The organism is Rossellomorea aquimaris, assembly GCF_020171925.1.
GTDB classification, from domain to species: Bacteria; Bacillota; Bacilli; order Bacillales; family Bacillaceae_B; genus Rossellomorea; species Rossellomorea aquimaris_F.
The window spans coordinates 102,281-122,198 of record NZ_JAIVAR010000005.1; the positions used below are offsets into that span (position 1 = coordinate 102,281).

Sequence of the window (19,918 nt, forward strand, 5' to 3'; positions counted from 1 at the left end):
AGATCATAAAAAAAGCCGCCTACATGGCAGCTTCTTACATCATCGACTCTTGACGAGCATATTGACGGCTTCTTTTATTGCATCCTCGGCATTGCCGCCTTCAAGTTCTGATTCACGAATGCAGGACTCGAGATTTTTAGCGACAATCAACCCGATTGTACGGTCCACCGCTGTGCGCACCGCCGATAATTGCGTGACGACATCTTTACAGTGCTTCTCTTCTTCCATCATTTTCAGTACACCCCTGACTTGTCCTTCAAGGCGCTTCAAACGATTAGTTACTTCTTTATTGTATTCCATATTGGACACCCCATAACGATTTATTCCTTATCTCATAGTATTAAAATCAGGAAGAATTTGCAATCCGTGACCCTTTGATTCGCTGATTTTTTTCAGTACAATGGAAAGTATACATAACTAAATGATAGTCGAGGGATGAAATGTTCACTTCTTTACTTTTAAAATACCCAAACGCAACCGTTCAGAAACAATATCCATCTACAGCCGAACCTGGTAAGATCTGGTTTTCGAATGAACACCAGGATGAGTTCATCGGAATCGATGCAAACGACCTGACCAAGGATGAACTTGAACTTCTAAGATGCCTATTCAATGAAATGGATTCCGTGAAAAAGCCTATGAATGATTCACGCTCCGCCATGGAATGGTACCACTTCTTATATGAAAAAGGACCTGTCCCTTCACACAGCGGCAACGAATATCGTGTGATCCAATTTTCACTGAAGGAGCAAATGGACATGCAGCCGATGAAGGAAGCATTTGAACACCTGCTCCCGCTCCACTCTACATTGATCTTCATTGATGAACACAAGGGCCTGATCATCGAAGAACAGAATGAATTGAATTTGGATGGTGACCAGCTGCGTTCCATTTCACATGTGATAGAATCTGATTTTTTTGTTAGCATCTCTTTTTTCATCGGCAGTTTTCAGGCTCTGGATGTAGAGTTTGTTCACCATTTCCATCAGGAAAGGGAATTATTCACATTCTCAAGAACCCGGCAGCCTTCCGTGTATGTACAGTCGGTGAAGACCGTCCTGCCGAGATTCATGCTGCATCAACTGCCCGTTAAATGGAAACAGCATTTCTTCGGAAAAGCAAGAAAGGTGTTCGAAGAAGAGCCCGAGCTCATTCAAACCGTAAAATCTTTCCTTGAGAATCAATCGAATATCAGCCAGACAGCCAAGACGTTGTTCATGCACCGAAATAGCGTTCAATACCGGATTGATAAATTCATTGAGAAAACAGCCATTGATATTAAATCGTTCGAAGGGGGACTACTTGCTTATTTAGCGGTCCTGGATTTTGAAACAGACAATCTGCCTAAAAAGTGAGGATCATTTTTGTGCAGGTTGACCATACCATTTTGAATCCGCTTTCTTTACAATGGATCCATAGAGTAAAACGTTTTCATAAACAGGAGGAGAAATTGGAATGGCTGAATTAAAATTAGATAATATCTACAAGATTTATGATAATAAAGTGACGGCAGTAAATGATTTCAATCTTCATATCAATGATAAAGAATTCATCGTATTCGTTGGACCATCAGGTTGCGGTAAATCAACGACTCTACGAATGATCGCAGGATTGGAAGAAATCTCAAAAGGGGATTTCTCAATCGATGGGAAACGTGTAAATGATGTGGCACCTAAAGACCGCGATATCGCGATGGTGTTCCAGAACTATGCCCTATATCCTCATATGAGTGTGTATGATAATATGGCGTTCGGTCTTAAGCTTCGCAAATTCGATAAGAAGGAAATCGACCGACGCGTACAGGAAGCAGCGAAAATCCTTGGCCTAGAAGCGTTATTGGATCGTAAACCGAAAGCATTATCAGGCGGACAGCGTCAACGTGTTGCATTGGGACGTGCCATCGTACGTGATGCAAAGGTATTCTTGATGGATGAACCTCTTTCCAACCTTGATGCGAAGCTTCGTGTACAGATGCGTGCTGAGATCGCCAAGCTTCACCAACGCCTGCAAACGACGACAATCTATGTAACACATGACCAAACGGAAGCAATGACGATGGCTACGCGGATCGTGGTCATGAAAGACGGTGTCATCCAGCAGGTCGGTTCTCCTAAAGAAGTTTACGATAAGCCTGAGAACGTATTCGTAGGCGGATTCATCGGTTCACCGGCCATGAACTTCTTCCACGGTAAGATCGAAGACGGATCATTCGTCGTCGGAAAAGCAAAAGTGGCAGTACCTGAAGGGAAAATGAAGGTACTCCGTGACGGAGGATACGTTGGAAAAGACATCATCCTGGGCGTAAGACCTGAAGATATCCATGATGAACCAATCTTCATCGATTCAGCACAAGGTGCCAAGATCACGGCAAAAATCGAAGTATCCGAGTTAACGGGTGCCGAAACGATGCTATACTCTCAAATCGAAGGGCAGGACTTTGTGGCCCGCGTCGACTCCCGTACAGACATCACTGCAGGTCAGACCATTGAACTTGCATTCGACATGAACAAAGCGCATTTCTTCGATTCTGAATCCGAAAGCAGAATCCGCTGATATTCTTAAATAAAAAACCACACTCCATCCGAGTGTGGTTTTTTTGATTCGTCATGTTAAAACTCCGTGAGGTTGATACTCTTCCCCTCTTCTTCTCCACACCTTATACATGTGAATAGATGCAGGCATGTATCCGTACAGCTGCTATTAGGGATCCCGTCAGCCAGCTGGACATGATTGATATCCATATAGGCACTATATTCATCGTAATAATCATAATATCTTCCCTGGTCCATTGTTGAATCCCCGCATTTCGGGCATAATCCTTTATATTCAACAATGCCATTACATAAAGCACATGCTTTCATGTGTGTCACCAATCTTTCAACTAAGTGTATAACTTTATCCTTTAATGATTGATACCGTTTTATGTAGGAAAATTAAAGGGAATCCTTCAGGAATAAATTCCCTGTACACGTTTTGTATAGAATCATCTCCCTGAACCATAATAGTTAGTAACAAGGCGGGAACAGCCTTTAACCTTGGGTCACACCACTACTAGATGGTCGCTAATGGAATGCGTGCTGGTGCAACTCCAGCTGACCCAACCATAAAAAACATACTATATTTAAGGAGATGACAGATTATGCAACAACAATCTCGCAGCAACTCATCTAACCAATTAGTAGCTCCTGGAGCTCAACAAGCAATCGACCAAATGAAGTACGAAATCGCTTCTGAGTTTGGCGTACAATTAGGGCCAGACGCAACAGCTCGCGCTAACGGTTCTGTTGGTGGAGAAATCACTAAGCGCCTAGTTCAAATGGCTGAACAACAATTCGGCGGCGGACAATACTAATTACCAGCAATTGAATATGAATGGATAAACCCCTGGCGGATGCCAGGGGTTTTTTATTGAAGACTGAAATGATTTCGCGATTGGTTTTTATTACATTAGCATTTTTCCATGATTCTTAGTCATGCACTCCAATCAACCACTGTAACCCGTCAGGCACACTTCTAATTTTAATGTGTGAACCACCACTAAGTTTACCAGTTAGTCGCAACCTACATTCATTTGTTATTAACCATATTCGCAGGGTTGATCCATTCATCGTATTGTTCTTCTGTCAGATAGCCTGATTTTATGGCAGCTTCTTTTAAAGTCAAGCCGCTTTTATGTGCATCCTTGGCGATTTCCGCTGCTTTCTCATACCCGATATGTGGATTCAAGGCAGTTACAAGCATCAATGAGCGCTGAACGAAATCTTCAATGACCTCCTCGTTTGCTTCCAATCCTTTTACACATTTATCATTGAACGAACGTATTCCATCAGTCAGCAGCCGTACCGATTGGAGGAGGTTATATATGATCACGGGTTTGAAGACGTTCAATTCAAAGTTTCCTTGACTCGCTGCGAAGCCGATGCTGGCATCGTTTCCGAGAACCTGGGTGACGACCATTGTGACCGCTTCACTTTGAGTTGGATTCACTTTCCCCGGCATGATCGAGCTTCCAGGCTCGTTGGCAGGGATCGTGATTTCCCCGATCCCGCTTCGAGGACCGCTCGACAACCAGCGGACATCGTTTGCCACCTTCATTAAGTCCGCAGCAAGGGCTTTTAAAGCACCGTGGACATATACGATTTCATCATGGGACGTGAGAGCGTGGAACTTATTATCGGACGAGACGAATGCGATACCGGTTTGACGCTCAAGCTCATGTGCCACTTTGTCGCCAAAAGTCGGATCTGCATTGATTCCCGTTCCGACTGCCGTTCCTCCGATTGCCAGGTTGATGATCTGTCCGAGGCTGCCCTCGACCATATGACGCGATTTTTCCATCATGGCCCTCCACCCGCTCACTTCCTGCCCGAGTGTCAGGGGGGTGGCATCCTGAAGGTGGGTGCGACCGATTTTGATGATATCCTTGAACTTCTGTTCTTTCTCCTGAAGTGTCGTGACGAATTCATCGATGACAGGCAGCAGCTTTAAAGATATTTCTTTATATGCGGCAATATGCATCGCTGTAGGAAAGGTATCGTTTGAGCTTTGCGACATATTTACATCATCATTCGGGTGAACCGTTCCTTCACTTCCCGACTCTCTTAGAATCTCGTTGGCACGGTAAGCAACGACTTCATTTACATTCATATTTGATTGCGTACCGCTTCCGGTCTGCCAGACGACCAATGGAAAGTGCTCATCCCATTTCCCTTCTAGTATCTCTTCGCACGCGATGACAATGGCCTTCTTTTTGTGTTCAGGAAGCTTCCCAAGTGAATGATTCGCAATCGCAGCCGCTTTCTTCAGCTCGGCGAAGGCGTATGTAACCTCGAGCGGCATTCTTTCCGTTCCAATTTGAAAGTTTTCTTTGCTCCTCTGTGTTTGCGCCCCCCAATACTTCTCCTTTGGGACCTTCATTTCTCCAATCGTATCACGTTCGATTCGGTATTCCATCTCCTCTTCCTCCCTCGTATTATCATCTCATAACCATATTTCCACTAATCCTGGTGAACTAACCATGTTACAGTGAAAATATTATCCATCCATCGATTGCTTTCGACTGAACGAGAAATGCTCCTTGTTCATATGTGGTGGGACGATAGAGGAATGCGGCACCTCTGTTGGCCTCGTTTCTTGCTTCTTTATTTTCTTCTCTCCAAGCATGATGGTCTGGAGTCCGGCAGCCATCAAATTGTACGCTAGGACCGTCAGGGAAAGTGCAGCAAGGGGGGCAAAGATGATCCAGGGACCTGTCATGATTTCAACCCTGGCATTCCCAATATTCCCTGCCCATTCATTCGAAAGTGAGAACAGGCGTGTTTCCCCTACCATGATTTCTTTTTCCACCCCTCCCCCGAGCAACACCCCGAGAAAGCCGAGATGCGCAAATAAGATCAGGACGCTGACATTTCTCTGAAAGAAAAGCAAGAAGATGCGTGGAAGCAGGTTATTAAGGATATGACGACGGTATAAATACAACCCTCTTGCACCTAAAGTCTTGGCACTTAAAACAAATTCCTCCTGAAGTGCCTTCTGTATCTCCTTTGACAGCACGACGACAATCTGAGGGAGACCTATGATGGTAATCAAGAAGATTTGAATGATGAGATACTTAACCGGCTCAACGCCTGCATCGACCACAAAGCGAATGGGAAATAACAACATGAATGCAATGACGGCCATCGGAACATAAATCATCGATTCCACCAATTCTTCGAAAATGTGCAGGACACCTTTTGTATATCTGGTTAATACGATGGAGAGCAGCAGTGAACATGCGATTTGAAGGAAACTGATAATTACCCCCAGTAAAATCGTATATTTCGCCCCTTGTACGACATACGTCCAAATCGGGGTACCTACCCTGTCTGAACCGAGCGGAGGCAGTTCAAATGGGGTGAAAGGCGGTCCTACAATCTCGCCGTCCTTATGCAGGAAGCTGACCATTTCCACGCCTTTCTTTAAAAATGGCTCATACATGAAACTCAGACTCAAAAGTACCGAGAGAAAAATGAATCCCACTAAAAATTTTGGTTCCTTCCATAAGCCCCTAAGCATACGTACCATCCTCCTTCATTCCGATACTCTTCTTCATACGATTCTCCACAAATGTGAACAGCAGGAAGAACGGAAGGAAGATCATCGTACAGATGATGACAAATGTGTAGCCAGTAGACCACATCAAGAGGTCCATCACCCCGCGCATGTTAAATAAACGCTCCAAAATGAATAGATTGGACAGCATCAATGAAAAGATGAGTTTCGATCGATAAAACAGACTATAAATCACATTACGGAAACTATGTACCACTAATATGTAAAGAGAGCTTAGTCCTTTCCCCCGGGCAAGTTCGATATATGATTTCTGTTCTTCTTCCTTTAAAAGCAGTACAATCGTCTTGATCAAGAATACAGCCGGGATCACGGTCAGACAGGTGACGGGTAATAGGTAAATTTCTTCATCAAGCATGGCGATATCCCCAATCAAGATCCCTGTCTCACGGAAATAGATGACCACAAGCAACTGGACACCGATGATGATGAAGATATCCGGCAGTGACTCCAATAGGTCCACAATCGAAAGAAGCAGTCGATTGACGACCCCCGATGTCAGTGATATTAAAACGCTGATCAGAAATGCGATGATCACGGCCAGTGCCAATGAGAACATGAACACCTTGATGGAGTATGTAACCCTTTCAGCAATCACTTCAGTCAACACATATTCCTTTCCCATCACAACTAGGGACCATTGTTCGGGCTGTAACAGATTCAGAAACACATGATAAATGGCAACGGCAAATTCAATCGGATAGAACCCGAATGTTCCGCTTTCCCCATTCAAATATACAAGCTGGAAATCAGTATTGAAAAATAAAGTCGGCAGCGCACTTATGAAGATCAACCCCATAAAAATGAGCAGCAGTCTCCTGAATAGTTTCATGGTATCCCCCTTTTCTCATTTAATACCTTTTCTTTCCAATAGGTCAAAATCCTCCTTTTTTTTACAAAATCAAAAAAAAAGATGAATGGATTGTTTCCATTCATCTAAGACGTTCATTTTATCAAATTCAAGAATTGACGGGTCCGCTCGTGTTTTGGTGCTTCAAAAACGTCCTGCGGACTCCCTTCTTCAACAATGTGTCCGCCGTCCATGAAGATGACTCGGTCCGCAGCTTCTTTGGCAAATCTCATTTCATGGGTGACGACCACCATGGTCATGCCTTCTTCTGCAAGGTCTTTCATGACCTTGAGCACCTCCCCGACTAATTCGGGGTCGAGTGCGGAGGTCGGCTCATCGAACAGCATCACCTGAGGCTCGATTGCAAGCGCCCTTGCAATCCCGACCCTTTGCTGCTGACCACCTGAAAGCTGGTACGGATAATAATCGACCTTGTCACCGAGTCCGACCTTCTCAAGCAGCCTGATTGCTTTTTCTTTCATTTCAGCCTTTGGCTTTCCTTGAACCATGACAGGACCTTCCATGACATTTTGGAGCGCCGTCATATGCGGGAACAAGTTATAGTTCTGGAAGACCATGCCGGTCCGCCTTCTTAATTTTAACAGTTCCGCCGTTGTCACTTTTTCAGAGAAATCCACATTCATCTCACCGATCGACACACTGCCTTCATTCGGTGTTTCAAGTGCATTCAAGCATCTGAGGAACGTTGTTTTCCCGGATCCCGATGGGCCGATCAGTACGATTACTTCCCCTTTTCGCACTTCCACATCCATGCCCTTCAGGACTTCGAGGTCATCAAAGCGTTTCTTCAGCCCTTTAATAGAAATCATGTTGTACCCTCCTCTCTATTTCGCTATATAACGATCCAGTCTCGCTTCAAGTCTCCCTTGAATGATCGACAAGATAAAGCAGATGATCCAATAAAGGAGTGCCGCTTCCATATACATGAATAGGAACTCATAATTCGTTGCAGCGATTTCCTGAGCCTTTCTGAACATCTCCGATACAAAGACCAAAGAGGCAAGCGATGTATCCTTTACAAGGCTGATGAATGAGTTCGACAAGGGCGGAATGGATACCCGTGTCGCCTGTGGCAGGATGATCCGCTTCAGCGTCTGGGAATAGCTCATCCCGATTGAATAACCTGCTTCCCACTGTCCTTTTGGTATCGATTGAATGGCAGCCCTCACAATTTCAGAGGAATAGGCTCCCATATTCAATGAAAACGCGATGACGGCAGCAGGAAATGGTTCGAGCTTTAGGAATTCGATACCGAGAGAACCGAGTCCAAAGTATATGATGAACAATTGAACCAATAAAGGTGTTCCCCTGATCGCCGACACATACACCCTTGCAATCCCCCTTAAGACGGAGAACCTTGACAGTCTGGCCAAAGCAGTGAAGACGGCAATCACCAATCCAACTGTAAACGAAATGAGCGTTAGAGGGATAGAATAATACAAAGCTCCCTTGATCATCGGAAGCAGGGAGCTTTGTAAAATATCGAGCATTTCGTCAGGATTCTGAAAGATACTATTTAGGAGATACATTCTCACCGAACCATTTATTCGAGATCTCTTCGTACGTACCGTCTTCCATCATTTCCTCTAACGCTTTATTGACTTCTTCTACTAATTTGTCGTTGCCTTTGCGGAACATCAAACCGCTTTGTCCTGCATCTTCAGCTTCGGCAGCGATTTTGATATTGGCATTCTTTTGTTTGTTCATATAATCAAGGATTGAGATTTTATCATTCACTGTCACATCAACCCGTCCTTGTTCAAGAAGCTGGATTGATTGAGCAAGTCCATCGACACCTTGGATGACCGCGCCATTTTCTTCTGCGATATCACGATAGTTACTAGTCAATGATTGAGCTGACGTAAGCCCTTTGATGTCTTCGAATGATTTCACGTCATCGTTATCTTTTGAAACGACTACGACTGCGCTTGATTCGATATATGGGATTGAGAAATCATACTTCTTTTGTCGGTCTTCACGGATCCCCACTTGGTTGGCGATCATGTCAAAGCGATTGGAGTTCAACCCTTCAAACATCGCATCCCATTGGGTTTCCTTGAATTCAGCTTCGACACCAAGGCGTTTTGCGACTTCACGTGCAATTTCAACATCGAATCCTGTCAGCTTGCCAGATTCATCGTGGAAGGTGAAAGGAGGGTACGTCCCTTCCGTTCCCACTAATAGCGTGCCTTCTTCTTTCACTTTATCGTAGAGGGACTGTTCTTTGTCCCCTTTAGATCCTTCTTTTTCTTTTGATTGTCCGCATGCAGAAAGCACCAGCGATAGAGCCAGCAGCAGAACAAGCGAGTATTTCCATTTTTTCATTATCTAAACCCCCACTATTCTTATCGGAATTAATTAACACGATTGATATCATAAAACGTTACAAATGAAATGTCAATGAAAACATCTTAATCTCGAGATTTTTTTGTAGAAACGATTCTTTTGTTATACAGTTAATCTAACCAGTATGCAGAAAACAAATTCCCTAATCATAGGAGGAATTGAAATGAAACTCGCATTATTCGGTAGTACAGGCAGAGTTGGCTCTGTCGTTTACAACCATGCTAAACATGATCATTCTATCCGGCGATTGGTCAGGAGGCACATTGAACCGGATACCTTGGCTACCGATGAACATGTGGTGGTCGGAGATGTGCTGAACGAAGGAGATGTATCGGAGACAATTGCCGGATGCGATGCAGTGCTCTGCTGTCTTAATACTGATAAGGAGGACGTGCTGTCCAGAAGCATGCCATTGATATTGAAAGCGATGAGGCAGCATAAAATAAACCGGATCGTTACATGCGGGACTGCCGGGATCCTGGATTCAAGGATTGAACCTCATTTATACCGGTTCCAATCCAGCGAAGCAAAGAGAAGGAGCACAATAGCCGCGGAGGATCACCTGAGGGCATTCATGATGCTTCAAGCGTCAGGACTGGATTGGACCGTTGTCTGTCCCACCTATCTTCCGGATGGTGAACGGATCGGAGTATACAGGACTTCGGAGAACACGCTCCCGAAGGACGGGAGAAGCATCTCGATATATGATACCGGTGACTTTATGTACAAGGAATTGATGGAACCTCAATTCGTGCGGAGGAGAGTCGGGATCTGTTATTAATGAAGTTAAATGATTGAAATCCGTTGGCAAAATCAACACTCTCCAACACATAACAAAGAAAGCACCTGCATAGAGCCAGGTGCTTTCTACTTATCTTCATCCCGCTAAATTTGAAGATGAGCCTTGCTGAAGCTGATACATTTGATAATATCGGCCTTTCGCCTTCATGAGTTCGTCATGATTGCCTTTTTCTACGATTTCTCCTCGGTCCAATACGAGGATCTGATCAGCGTTTTTAATCGTGGAAAGGCGGTGGGCGATGATGAATGTCGTTCTTCCCTTTTTCAACACTTCCATTGCTTCCTGGATGACTGCCTCTGTTTCAGTATCGATGCTTGAGGTCGCTTCATCCAGAATCAGGATGGCCGGGTTGAAGGCCAGTGCACGGGCAAAGGAAATCAACTGACGCTGGCCGGATGAAAGGGTGCTTCCCTTTTCAATGACCGGCTCGTCATAGCCTTTTTCAAGATTCTTGAATACCTTTTCAGCTCCGACCGCTTTCAGTGCATCTTCGACAGTCTCCCGTGATATCCTTGGATCATCGAGGCTGACATTCGATGCGATCGTGCCGGTAAACAAATACGGATCCTGCAAGACGATTCCCATATGGTCACGGATTGTCTGATATGGGATATCCCGAATATCCTGTCCGTCAATCATGATTTTCCCTTCGTTCGCATCATAGAAACGGAATAACAGATTCATGATGGAACTCTTTCCTGAACCGGTGTGTCCGACAAGCGCGACGGTCTCCCCTTGATTTGCTTGGAAAGTTATATCCTTTAGCACATATTCGTTTTCTTTATAACCGAAGAATACTTGTTGAAAGCTGACGTTCCCTTGATAGCGGGGCATTTTGTCATCGGCTACCTCGGTTCCACCCTCATCCAACAGCTTGAATACGCGCTCCCCTGCAACGAGTGCCTGCTCAAGGTTTGCAAGCTGATTGACGATCCCGGTCACCGGCTGGAATAACCGGTTGATATAGTCTACGAATGCATAGAGGACACCCAGGGTCACGACAGAACCCACTCCGATCGATCCTCCACCGAAATACCAGATGAATGCCACGAACGTCACATTCCTCAGAACCCCCACAAGGTTGTGGGAAGTCATGGAATTCAAGCTTAAGAGCTTATTCTGAAACTTATAATGGGTACCGTTCAGTTCTTCAAATTCACTGTTTGTTTGCTTCTCCCTGCTGAACGCCTGGATGATGTTCATCCCTTGGATCGATTCATTGATCATCGCGTTGATGTCACTGACCTTCGATCGGATGATATGATTGTATTTAGATGCATAGATCCGATATAGATACGTCCAGACGACAAGGATCGGAATCAGGATCAGACAGATGGCCGCAAGTTTCACATCCAGAATGAACAGGGCGATGTATATCCCTATGATATAGATGGTACTTGTGAAAAACGTTGATAATACGGTCACATACAAATCCCGAATTGCTTCTGTGTCATTTGTAATCCGGGCAACGACCTTCCCTGCCGGCAGATTATCAAAATAACGGATCGGCAGCTTCTGGATATGCTGAAAGATATCGTTGCGCATCTTCTGGATGACCCTGTTGGCCGCTTTTTGAAGAAAGAATCGCTGCCCATATTGAAAGAAGGACGCAACGACCAAAAGCCCAAAGTAAAACGCAATCAGTTTGATGATTTTGGGGATTTCCGGATTGTAGAAATCCAATAACTCGTTGCTGTTCAGTTTTTTCGCAGGATGGGTTTCAGCGTCTTCTCCTTTTGTTATGGTGATCGTGCCGTTTTGAATTTTCCGCTTCCCATCAAATGAAATGGGAGCAGGGATAAAATAAAATTCCCTTCCGACTTGAAGGATCCTTACCTCTTTTCCTTTTTCTTCATCACTGTTAAAATACTGTTCTCTTTTATACCATTGCCCATCATAGGATACGGCATCTTTCCCTTTTTCAGTTTCATGCCATGCCGCTTCGATCCCAAGAATATGATCGTCAATCATTTTTTTGGCGATGAAAGGGCCAGCAAGCTCTGCCGCCACTGAAACGGTCAGCATCAGCAGTGCTGCGATAATGATTTTTTTATATAAAAGCGCATAGTTTACGAGTCTTTTTCCGACTTTCATGCGCCCACCTCCTCAAGTGAGGAATCTTCAACCTGCTGACGGTCGAATTGCTCTTTATACCACCCGTCATTTTCAAGAAGTGTCCCGTGGACTCCTTCTTCCACCACTTTCCCATCTTCCAATACAATGATCCAGTCCGCATGCTGGACTGCCGATAGGCGATGGGTCGTGATGATCGTTGTTTTTCCTTCACGTTCGTTTCGAATATTTTCAATGATTTTCGCTTCTGTTTTGGCATCGACCGCTGAAAGGGAGTCATCCAAAATCAGAATCTCCGGATTTTTTATGAGGGCCCTCGCGATGGATATACGCTGTTTCTGTCCCCCGGAGAGCGCAACCCCTTTTTCTCCCACGAGCGTAGCCAAGCCGTCGGGAAGCATCTCTAAATCTTTCTTGAAATCGGCAAGCTCAATCGCTTTTTCCAGGTCTCTTTCATCCGCATCATAGCGCCCAAAAAGAATATTTTCTTTTACGGTCCTCGAAAACAGTACATGATCCTGGGGAACATAGCCAATCCAGCTCCTTACCTGCTGAAGGGTGAGGTCACCAATCGGAACTCCCCCAATCGAAAGGGAACCAGCGCCTGCAGGATACTCACGAAGAAGCTGCTTAATAAAGGTCGTTTTACCACTCCCCGTTTTCCCGACTACACCAAGTGTATCGCCCTGGCGGATTTTCAATGTGAGACTCTCCAGGTTCTTCACGTTTGATGACGGATATTGGAAGTCGACCCCTTCAAATGCGACCTGTTCCGGTGTGTCGACTGATGCGGGACTCTCCGGATCTTTCACATCCTGGACGTAATCCAGCGTTTCTTGTACACGATCAAGTGATGCATTCCCCCGCTGCATGATGTTGATCAGTTCACCGATTGCGAACATCGGCCAAATCAGCATCCCAAGGTAGACATTGAACGACACGAGCTGACCAAGTGTGATGGACTGATGGAACACAAGGTACGCCCCGTACCCTAGTCCGATCAGATAGCTCAGTCCGACCAGTACTTTTATGGTCGGATCGAACAGCGAATCAATCTTTGCCACTTCAATATTTTTCTTATAAACATCTTCCGTCATGTCGGAAAAACGGCCTTCATCCGCCCTTTCCTGAACATATGCACGGATCACCCTGACACCCGCTATCGATTCAAGCACTTTATCATTAAGATCCCCGAATGCGTCCTGTGCTTCGGTGAAGCGTTTATGGATCCTTGCCCCATACACCTTCATCAATAATGCCATCAGTGGTAACGGCAGGATGGCAGCGATGGTCAATTTCCAACTGATCAGAAACCCCATTGTGAACAGGATGGTCAGCATGAACACACTCGAGTCGATCAGAGTCAACACACCGAATCCGGCCGTTACGGAGATCGCCTTCAAATCATTCGTTGCTCTTGCCATCAGGTCGCCGGTACGATTTTTCTCGAAGAATGTTGGTGTCATCTTCAATAAATGTCCCATGAAGTTGGAACGTAGCTTCCGTTCTACGAGGAACGCCCCGCCGAACAGCTGATACATCCACACGTAGGTCATAGAGTATGAAATGATCGTAATGCCCGCTAACAACCATAGGTATTTACTTAATGTATCCCAGGACATCCCCCCGAGATGGATATCATCGATTGCATTTCCGACGAGCTTTGGCGGGATCACATCGAGGATCCCTACAATCGTCAGCAGGATGATTGCAACCGTGTAACGCCTCCAGTTTTCTTTAAAGAACCATGATAACTTCTTAAAAATACTAAACATGCTTACTCCCCCTTACATTTCCGTTTCACTATCCGCCTTCTGTCTCCACCAGTTTCATCATTCTCTTCGTTTGTACTTTTTGCATTTTTTCTTCCTCCTTGAATGGGTTAATTTTATGTGAACAGGTACTGAACCTGACAACACCGAAATAGTCGGTTTATGCGGCTATTGATTTTTCGCGCAACCCCTGGAAGCAGTAGAAATCAATAATAAAAACGATCTATCCAAACAAAAAAAGGCGTCAATAAGGCTTTTAAGGCAGGTCTGATTTGCTTAAGCGGCCCTGCCGGTGCCTGATTAACGCCCATAATTGCACATAAAAAAGCACAGGTTATCAATCATAACCTGTGCCTGTAATCCATTTGAATGATCGAATGGGGGGTTACTGGTTATGTGATGATATGAAATTAGTCGCAGTAGCTTTCCCTCTGCCTTGAACTCGATACGCTTTAATCATCACAAACCCTCCAATTCCTTGATATTTTAGATTCCATTAATAACCATACTATACGCTTTGAATTGTGTCAATTTTATTTTTATTTATAATTTTCACTATACTCTATGTTTCTCGTTCGGTCATAGTGCACCCAATTCACTATATGTGTCGCATGACTTGATTATTCCACCGTCACAGCCGTGCCATAGGCAATGATTTCAGAAGCGTTCTGCATCACGGCAGATGTTTCCAACCGTACGGCGATCACTGCATTTGCGCCTTTCTGGGAAGCTTCATCCTTCATTCTTTCAATGGCCTTATGTCTTGCTTCTTCCATCAATTCACTATACTCACTGATTTCTCCCCCAAGAATCGTTTTCAACCCGGCGACAATATCTTTTCCGATATGTTTGGCTTGTACCGTACTCCCTCTCACAAACCCTTTTAATTCCTTGATTTCCTTCCCCGGTACAAAATCAGTTGTTACGATGATCATTCGATTCTCTCCCTTTTTTATACTTCTTCCAAATTTTCTTTGCGAAAAGCAGATAAAAAATCAATGGCATTGGTGTTTGGATCAAACCCCATAACCCCCAGAACCAATAAAGATGGCCATTCTTCCTTGCATCAAGGAATAAATAAATGCTCTGAGCAAGCAGAATGGGGATGATCAGAATCAATAAATAAATTTCTTCCTTTGTCATGTCTTCCTCACCTGCTTATAAAACGTAAAGCTACTGAAGATAACCGCACCGATAAAAACAGCAACTTGCAATAGAAGGAACGTTGCCGGCGATTTAACAAGTGTGAGTGAAAGGATTAGCAGCAGGCAGCCTGCAATGAGCCCAAACAGGATGATGTCCCGTTTCAATCCTTCTTTTATGTTTTTTTGTTCCTGAAGGACAAATTGCTCAAACCATTCCTGGGAGGGGACGTCGATTTCCATTTCTTCTTCCAAAGGCTCCAGTCCCGCTTTCAGAATGTGCTCCAATTCTCGTTCTTCATTTGGCTGTTGTCTGTTGTTCATCCAGTTTCAACTCCTTTCGTAACCGGAGAATGCCGTGATGCGCCCTTGACTTAACGGTACCGGGTGGTATTCCAATCATTTCTGAGATTTCTTCATAAGAATAGCCATAGTAATGCTTTAAGATAATTGGTATCCTCACCCCATCTTCTAGCTTGGATAGAGCATCGAGTACATCATTCCACTCTTCATTTCTAGATTCCAGATTCCATTTCAAACTGCGGTAATTTGCTTCTTCTTTCTGCCAGTCCTTCTCTTTTCCCTTTTTCCGCTGGATATCGATATAACGGTTGGTTGCGATTGTGATCAACCAGGAAGAAAACTTCGACTTACCATTGTAAAGATGTATTTTCTCCACTATTTTCGCCATGGTATCCTGCGCAAGTTCTTCTGCCTGGTCCTTGTTCATGGTCACTTTAATGAGGTATTTCACTAAAAAAGGATAATGTTGTTTGAATAAGATCGCGAAGGCTTCATGGTCCCCTTTTTTTGCGCGTTTGATTAATTGTTTCTCTTCCATCGCATGTTTCCCTTCTATCCGCCAATGCGTTCATTGATAATACGAATGATAAGAAAAAACGTTCAAATTTTTTAAAAATAGAATTATGCAAGACTTCACTTTCCGGGGGTATCCCGCAGAAGTCTACGCCTTGCACTCCTTACAACAGCTGTAAACGGTGAAAAATTCAAAAAGACTCTAATAATGCCCTGATCAAACAAAATCAACACTTAGTTCTTTATCAATTATATACAACGTTTTCCACGAAAATAATCTCCATGAAGCTTCATGGAGATTATTCTTTCAGCCATTTATCCATTGACTACGGCAGATTGGGTTTCTTCTTCTTTCATTAATCTTGGCAAAATCACTGAATAAAATGCACCGACTATTAGTAAGCATCCTCCGACGAGCCAGTAGAGCATTTCCACTGAAACCAGCCCCGGGAATGTGAGTGCGATGATTCCGAGCGTAATCGATTGTGACAGCATCATGAGTGGGTTGATCCACCCTTGCACTCTTCCCATCATTTTCGGATCGATGATGCCCGGCAGCCACCCTCCGATCGCAATATTGACAAGCGGAAGTCCCAGTGCAGCGATGAACACGACCATCATGAAGATCCACGTAGTAGGTGCAAAGGATGCACCAATAATGAATGTTCCTGAAATAACGAGACCTGCGACGATCAATTGATAAAATTTAAATTTCTGTGTAAGCATGGAGGACACCACACTTCCGATCAAAACTCCCGATCCGAAGGCAATCCCGAGGATGATTGAATATTCTTCATACGATTGCGGAGCCAATTTGTATTTCAATATGAAGATCGGAATGACAGAGAAACCGCCATTTACAATCCCAAAGACGACGAAACCGCTGATCAACGAAAGTAACAGCTTATGATTCAGGATGTAAAACAGGCCAGATTTAAAATCTTTCAAAACGAACGAGACATTCAAGTCTTTCCATGTATGCTTTCCATTCGGTTGACGAACTTCTTCAGGGATGACACATTTTTTAATCAAAAATGCACTGAGGACAAACGTAATGAAGTCTACCACTATTGCACCGTAAATCCCTGCATTCCAATAGACAAAAATCGCAACCGCGTTTCCTAGCAGCATGAATAGGCTCATGACCATTTGGTTCAATCCTGCTGCAGTCGAGTAATCATCCTTTGATAAAACTCCCTGCAATATGGCTTGCTCGGCTGGAAAAAAGAATTTTTGGACACCGCTGCGCAGAAACAGGACAGCGAAAATCAACGGCAGCCATCCGATATAGATCGCACCCAACAAGACCACAGTCAGCATCGCGCTGATTGTATCGCAATGATACGCGATCTTCTGCCGGTCCATGCGATCAGCCAATACACCCACCAAGAAAAACACGACCAAAGTCGGCAGGGAATACATCATTTCCGTCAACGAGGCATACATCGGCTGGTCCGTGAATCGGTCTAGAAGATAGAACATGAATGCAGTAAGACCGATGACACTTCCCATATGGGACGTGAGATTGGCAAGGAACAGCTTCGTAAAAATCGGATTTTTGAAGATCTCAATCATTTTTTTCATAGGAACCCTTCTTCCATCTTTTTCTATTCTACATTCATCCTACCCGAGTTCCTATCAGGCTTCGAACGTCTATTGGTGGTTTCTTCCTCCGCCTGGAGTCTGAAGTGCTCTCCACCCTTCCATCTTCAGTGAGAGCCAATCCGTGATTTTTTTGTTCACATCATCCCAATCAGATTGATTCCTTTCAATATGTAGCCATTCTATTTCCGCAACTTCCAAAATCGACTTTTCCAATTTCACCCGTTGTTCCAGATACGTTAAGACTCCCTCCAAATCATTGCTCAGCTGGTGATTCACTCCATATGCCCCGGTTGTATAGTAATCCTTGACGAAGTGATACCAATCATCCGGACGTTCAGCCATGACATGTTGGAATGACGCCCTTATTTCACGGGGCTCCAAATAAATGACCAATCGTCGATGAGCCCTGATCGCATGGATCAAATCCAGGACGAATGCGTTGATTCCGTCCTCTCCTATATCGTGTTTGGCAGAAAGGAACGTCGTCGGGTTTTGAAGCAGGCTGCAATCCAATAGGATCACCTCATCCGTACCATGGAGCATTTCATTCAAGTCTTGCCATTTATGTTTTATGAGGGCAGCATACAATTCTGGCTCCTTGTTATAAATATCGTGGATCGATAGTTCATGTATGAGTTTCTCTGGCCAATCCCCGGTTCGTGCCATTTTGCTATAATGGACAAGCCAGCCATGAAGCATTGGCTTACGATCGTTATTCATTCGTTCAGCTTCCTTACAATGATTCTTTTGAATCGACATCCATTCATCATCCGTGAGGAATGCCACCCCTTCATAATCCGCAGGCTGATCGAGTTCTCCTTCAACGATAGCCCTTACCCCAACTCCTTTTCCCCTTAAGAATTCCGCTATCATGTTTACCGTTGATGTTTTTCCCGCTCCTGGAATCCCTTCAATGAATATAACGTTTCCGACCATCCCAATCCCCCCTTGATGAATCTATTTCATTATACTCATTGACTTTTCGTTTGAAAATACAGAAAAATCACCTTCATAAAATAAAAAAGGAGCAGCATGCCTTCACATGCTACTCCTTATATTCGCTGCTTTAAGCTTCAAACGTTCCTTTAACAATCGCTTTTCCGGACTCTACCATGATCTTGCCTTTTGCCAATACAGTATCAATGTCGAAGGATTCCTTGTCGAGCAGGACCAGGTCCGCATCCGCGCCTTCTTTCACATAACCTTTATTGGTTAATTTCAAGATTTTTGCTGGAGTCGAGGTAATCACCTTGAGCGCTATTTCAGGCGGGATCCCTTCGTCCTTGATTGCGTCTTTCACTTCCTTGTATAGGCTTGAGACCATCCCGATCTTCAATCCTATCAATTCACCATTTTCATCGAAATGAGGCAAGCTCGCCTGCCCATCCGACGTAAAGGTGATTTGATCGATGGAGACACCGGCATCTAACATCCGTTTCAGTCCCACGCTGCATTTCACTTCGCCTTCTTCAAGGAATTGAGGAATTGTGCTCGTGGTAAAGTCTACATAGCCACCGTTGAGTGCATATTCTATCCCCGCTTCAAAAAGATGCGGGTTCCGGTTGATATGTGTCGGATAGAATTGTTTCAAGGGAACATCGGTTGTTTCAACCACTTCCTCGATCAACTTTAAATGATTCCTGCTGTCACCTACATGGATATTAACGATCCCCGACTTCCCTGAAAGCATTCCTCCCACTCTTGCTGCAGAAGCGATCTTGGCCAACTCATTGACGGTAGGCTGAGACGACCGGTGGTCTGCAATCGCCACTTCCCCGACCCCGATGATACGGTCAACCAAAATGAGATCATCTTCGATCTTACCAGTAAGCGTCTTAAGTGGCACTTGATATGAACCCGTCTGAACAAAACAAGTGATCCCTTCCTCTTCAAGGGCCCTTGCCTTGGCAATCAGACTCGGCATCGTCCTGGTTGTACCGTCAGTACCGATGACCCCGATCAAGGTTGTTATGCCAGAGAGGGTCGCTTGGCTTAATTGTATTTCAGGCGTCCGGGTCTTAAAGCTTCCTTCCCCGCCACCTCCCATGATATGTACATGCGAATCGATGAAACCCGGTACAACATATTTACCTGATGCATCAACCACCTTAATGTCAACAAAGCGATCGGGGAGATTGATGTGGTCTTCTATGAAACCAACCTTATCGTTTACAAGTAAAAGATCTTTCTTTCCTAAATATTCTGGAGCATAGATTTCTCCGTTTCGAATGAGTGTCAGCATGATGTCCTGCTCCCTTCTTTTTTTCCTACTGAATCCATGCAAGGCAGGTGCCTTGCATGGAAAGCAGCAGCCTTTATAAAGTTGTACTATAAATGAATTTTAACGAAATCTACAATTCCCGTTGCAGTCAGTCTTAAA

At 44.5% G+C, this 19,918-nt stretch carries 21 protein-coding genes; 4 read left to right on the forward strand and 17 right to left on the reverse strand.

The genetic code is table 11. The features are described from left to right. Nucleotides 1-39 precede the first annotated feature (39 nt). Nucleotides 40-300 (reverse strand): metal-sensitive transcriptional regulator, encoded by a 261-nt coding sequence (locus LCM10_RS15985; protein WP_224877298.1) that lies wholly within the window; start codon nt 298-300, stop codon nt 40-42. A gap of 140 nt (nt 301-440) precedes the next feature. Between LCM10_RS15985 and LCM10_RS15990 the strand changes: the two genes are divergently transcribed. Then, nucleotides 441-1,355 carry a PucR family transcriptional regulator gene (locus LCM10_RS15990; RefSeq protein WP_224877299.1) on the forward strand — a complete coding sequence of 305 codons (915 nt, stop codon included), beginning with the start codon at nt 441-443 and terminating at the stop codon, nt 1,353-1,355. A 100-nt stretch (nt 1,356-1,455) separates the two neighbouring features. Further along, nucleotides 1,456-2,553 carry an ABC transporter ATP-binding protein gene (locus tag LCM10_RS15995; protein ID WP_224877300.1) on the forward strand — a complete coding sequence of 366 codons (1,098 nt, stop codon included), beginning with the start codon at nt 1,456-1,458 and terminating at the stop codon, nt 2,551-2,553. Nucleotides 2,554-2,609: 56 nt separating this feature from the next. Here the strand turns inward: LCM10_RS15995 and LCM10_RS16000 are convergent, their stop codons facing one another. Continuing rightward, nucleotides 2,610-2,789 (reverse strand): hypothetical protein, encoded by a 180-nt coding sequence (locus tag LCM10_RS16000; protein ID WP_224877301.1) that lies wholly within the window; start codon nt 2,787-2,789, stop codon nt 2,610-2,612. 350 nt (nt 2,790-3,139) lie between these two features. On the opposite strand from LCM10_RS16000, the gene LCM10_RS16005 reads away from it, so the two are divergent. Then, nucleotides 3,140-3,352: an alpha/beta-type small acid-soluble spore protein gene (locus tag LCM10_RS16005; RefSeq protein WP_224877302.1), complete on the forward strand. Its 213-nt coding sequence runs from the start codon at nt 3,140-3,142 to the stop codon at nt 3,350-3,352. Nucleotides 3,353-3,567: 215 nt separating this feature from the next. Here the strand turns inward: LCM10_RS16005 and fumC are convergent, their stop codons facing one another. From fumC to LCM10_RS16035, 6 genes are all read right to left on the reverse strand, one after another. After that, nucleotides 3,568-4,953: a class II fumarate hydratase gene (gene fumC / locus LCM10_RS16010; RefSeq protein WP_224877303.1), complete on the reverse strand. Its 1,386-nt coding sequence runs from the start codon at nt 4,951-4,953 to the stop codon at nt 3,568-3,570. Nucleotides 4,954-5,034: 81 nt separating this feature from the next. After that, entirely contained in the window at nt 5,035-6,057 is a 1,023-nt protein-coding gene (locus LCM10_RS16015; protein WP_224877304.1) for an ABC transporter permease subunit, read from the reverse strand. After that, entirely contained in the window at nt 6,050-6,943 is an 894-nt protein-coding gene (locus tag LCM10_RS16020) for a hypothetical protein (protein WP_224877305.1), read from the reverse strand. Before LCM10_RS16020 ends, LCM10_RS16015 begins: the two co-directional genes overlap by 8 nt. A 113-nt stretch (nt 6,944-7,056) precedes the next feature. Continuing rightward, nucleotides 7,057-7,791, reverse strand: coding sequence for an amino acid ABC transporter ATP-binding protein (locus tag LCM10_RS16025; protein ID WP_224877306.1), 735 nt, complete (start codon nt 7,789-7,791; stop codon nt 7,057-7,059). A 15-nt stretch (nt 7,792-7,806) separates the two neighbouring features. Continuing rightward, complete coding sequence (locus LCM10_RS16030; RefSeq protein ID WP_224877307.1) at nt 7,807-8,511, reverse strand: amino acid ABC transporter permease; 705 nt, start codon at nt 8,509-8,511, stop codon at nt 7,807-7,809. Beyond that, nucleotides 8,495-9,307, reverse strand: a complete 813-nt coding sequence (locus LCM10_RS16035; RefSeq protein WP_224877308.1) for an amino acid ABC transporter substrate-binding protein — start codon at nt 9,305-9,307, stop codon at nt 8,495-8,497. The genes LCM10_RS16030 and LCM10_RS16035 overlap by 17 nt, the downstream gene beginning before the upstream one ends. Before the next feature lie 184 nt (nt 9,308-9,491). Here LCM10_RS16035 and LCM10_RS16040 point away from each other — a divergent pair, with 184 nt between their 5' ends. Then, nucleotides 9,492-10,109 carry an NAD(P)-dependent oxidoreductase gene (locus LCM10_RS16040; RefSeq protein WP_224877309.1) on the forward strand — a complete coding sequence of 206 codons (618 nt, stop codon included), beginning with the start codon at nt 9,492-9,494 and terminating at the stop codon, nt 10,107-10,109. 96 nt (nt 10,110-10,205) lie between these two features. Here the strand turns inward: LCM10_RS16040 and LCM10_RS16045 are convergent, their stop codons facing one another. The 9 genes from LCM10_RS16045 to iadA all read right to left on the reverse strand — a co-directional run bounded on the left by LCM10_RS16045 (nt 10,206) and on the right by iadA (nt 19,780). Then, entirely contained in the window at nt 10,206-12,224 is a 2,019-nt protein-coding gene (locus LCM10_RS16045; protein ID WP_224877310.1) for an ABC transporter ATP-binding protein, read from the reverse strand. Continuing rightward, nucleotides 12,221-13,978, reverse strand: coding sequence for an ABC transporter ATP-binding protein (locus LCM10_RS16050; RefSeq protein ID WP_224877311.1), 1,758 nt, complete (start codon nt 13,976-13,978; stop codon nt 12,221-12,223). The genes LCM10_RS16045 and LCM10_RS16050 overlap by 4 nt, the downstream gene beginning before the upstream one ends. 617 nt (nt 13,979-14,595) lie before the next feature. Further along, nucleotides 14,596-14,910 (reverse strand): YbjQ family protein, encoded by a 315-nt coding sequence (locus LCM10_RS16055; protein ID WP_224877312.1) that lies wholly within the window; start codon nt 14,908-14,910, stop codon nt 14,596-14,598. Further along, nucleotides 14,891-15,118, reverse strand: a complete 228-nt coding sequence (locus LCM10_RS16060; RefSeq protein ID WP_224877313.1) for a sigmaY antisigma factor component — start codon at nt 15,116-15,118, stop codon at nt 14,891-14,893. Before LCM10_RS16060 ends, LCM10_RS16055 begins: the two co-directional genes overlap by 20 nt. Next, nucleotides 15,115-15,441 carry a YxlC family protein gene (locus tag LCM10_RS16065; protein ID WP_224877314.1) on the reverse strand — a complete coding sequence of 109 codons (327 nt, stop codon included), beginning with the start codon at nt 15,439-15,441 and terminating at the stop codon, nt 15,115-15,117. The genes LCM10_RS16060 and LCM10_RS16065 overlap by 4 nt, the downstream gene beginning before the upstream one ends. Next, the gene (gene sigY, locus LCM10_RS16070) at nt 15,416-15,958 is read right to left on the reverse strand and encodes an RNA polymerase sigma factor SigY (protein ID WP_224877315.1); all 543 of its coding nucleotides are present in this window, start codon (nt 15,956-15,958) and stop codon (nt 15,416-15,418) included. Before sigY ends, LCM10_RS16065 begins: the two co-directional genes overlap by 26 nt. A gap of 290 nt (nt 15,959-16,248) precedes the next feature. Next, complete coding sequence (locus LCM10_RS16075; protein ID WP_224877316.1) at nt 16,249-17,517, reverse strand: MFS transporter; 1,269 nt, start codon at nt 17,515-17,517, stop codon at nt 16,249-16,251. A gap of 69 nt (nt 17,518-17,586) precedes the next feature. Beyond that, nucleotides 17,587-18,474, reverse strand: a complete 888-nt coding sequence (locus LCM10_RS16080; protein WP_224877317.1) for a hypothetical protein — start codon at nt 18,472-18,474, stop codon at nt 17,587-17,589. 130 nt (nt 18,475-18,604) lie between these two features. Continuing rightward, the gene (gene iadA, locus LCM10_RS16085) at nt 18,605-19,780 is read right to left on the reverse strand and encodes a beta-aspartyl-peptidase (RefSeq protein WP_224877318.1); all 1,176 of its coding nucleotides are present in this window, start codon (nt 19,778-19,780) and stop codon (nt 18,605-18,607) included. Nucleotides 19,781-19,918 lie beyond the last annotated feature (138 nt).

Excerpts from the sequence above, each read along its gene's own strand:
- LCM10_RS16045 (WP_224877310.1), bottom strand. The coding sequence starts at position 12,224 with ATGAAAGTCGGAAAAAGACTCGTAAACTATGCGCTTTTATATAAAAAA.
- LCM10_RS16050 (WP_224877311.1), bottom strand. The coding sequence starts at position 13,978 with ATGTTTAGTATTTTTAAGAAGTTATCATGGTTCTTTAAAGAAAACTGG.
- LCM10_RS16030 (WP_224877307.1), bottom strand. The coding sequence starts at position 8,511 with ATGTATCTCCTAAATAGTATCTTTCAGAATCCTGACGAAATGCTCGAT.
- LCM10_RS16055 (WP_224877312.1), bottom strand. The coding sequence starts at position 14,910 with ATGATCATCGTAACAACTGATTTTGTACCGGGGAAGGAAATCAAGGAA.
- sigY (WP_224877315.1), bottom strand. The coding sequence starts at position 15,958 with ATGGAAGAGAAACAATTAATCAAACGCGCAAAAAAAGGGGACCATGAA.
- LCM10_RS16060 (WP_224877313.1), bottom strand. The coding sequence starts at position 15,118 with ATGACAAAGGAAGAAATTTATTTATTGATTCTGATCATCCCCATTCTG.
- LCM10_RS16015 (WP_224877304.1), bottom strand. The coding sequence starts at position 6,057 with ATGCTTAGGGGCTTATGGAAGGAACCAAAATTTTTAGTGGGATTCATT.
- LCM10_RS16020 (WP_224877305.1), bottom strand. The coding sequence starts at position 6,943 with ATGAAACTATTCAGGAGACTGCTGCTCATTTTTATGGGGTTGATCTTC.
- fumC (WP_224877303.1), bottom strand. The coding sequence starts at position 4,953 with ATGGAATACCGAATCGAACGTGATACGATTGGAGAAATGAAGGTCCCA.
- LCM10_RS16005 (WP_224877302.1), top strand. The coding sequence starts at position 3,140 with ATGCAACAACAATCTCGCAGCAACTCATCTAACCAATTAGTAGCTCCT.
- iadA (WP_224877318.1), bottom strand. The coding sequence starts at position 19,780 with ATGCTGACACTCATTCGAAACGGAGAAATCTATGCTCCAGAATATTTA.
- LCM10_RS15985 (WP_224877298.1), bottom strand. The coding sequence starts at position 300 with ATGGAATACAATAAAGAAGTAACTAATCGTTTGAAGCGCCTTGAAGGA.
- LCM10_RS16040 (WP_224877309.1), top strand. The coding sequence starts at position 9,492 with ATGAAACTCGCATTATTCGGTAGTACAGGCAGAGTTGGCTCTGTCGTT.
- LCM10_RS15990 (WP_224877299.1), top strand. The coding sequence starts at position 441 with ATGTTCACTTCTTTACTTTTAAAATACCCAAACGCAACCGTTCAGAAA.
- LCM10_RS16025 (WP_224877306.1), bottom strand. The coding sequence starts at position 7,791 with ATGATTTCTATTAAAGGGCTGAAGAAACGCTTTGATGACCTCGAAGTC.
- LCM10_RS16065 (WP_224877314.1), bottom strand. The coding sequence starts at position 15,441 with ATGAACAACAGACAACAGCCAAATGAAGAACGAGAATTGGAGCACATT.
- LCM10_RS16075 (WP_224877316.1), bottom strand. The coding sequence starts at position 17,517 with ATGAAAAAAATGATTGAGATCTTCAAAAATCCGATTTTTACGAAGCTG.
- LCM10_RS16035 (WP_224877308.1), bottom strand. The coding sequence starts at position 9,307 with ATGAAAAAATGGAAATACTCGCTTGTTCTGCTGCTGGCTCTATCGCTG.
- LCM10_RS16000 (WP_224877301.1), bottom strand. The coding sequence starts at position 2,789 with ATGGACCAGGGAAGATATTATGATTATTACGATGAATATAGTGCCTAT.
- LCM10_RS16080 (WP_224877317.1), bottom strand. The coding sequence starts at position 18,474 with ATGGTCGGAAACGTTATATTCATTGAAGGGATTCCAGGAGCGGGAAAA.
- LCM10_RS15995 (WP_224877300.1), top strand. The coding sequence starts at position 1,456 with ATGGCTGAATTAAAATTAGATAATATCTACAAGATTTATGATAATAAA.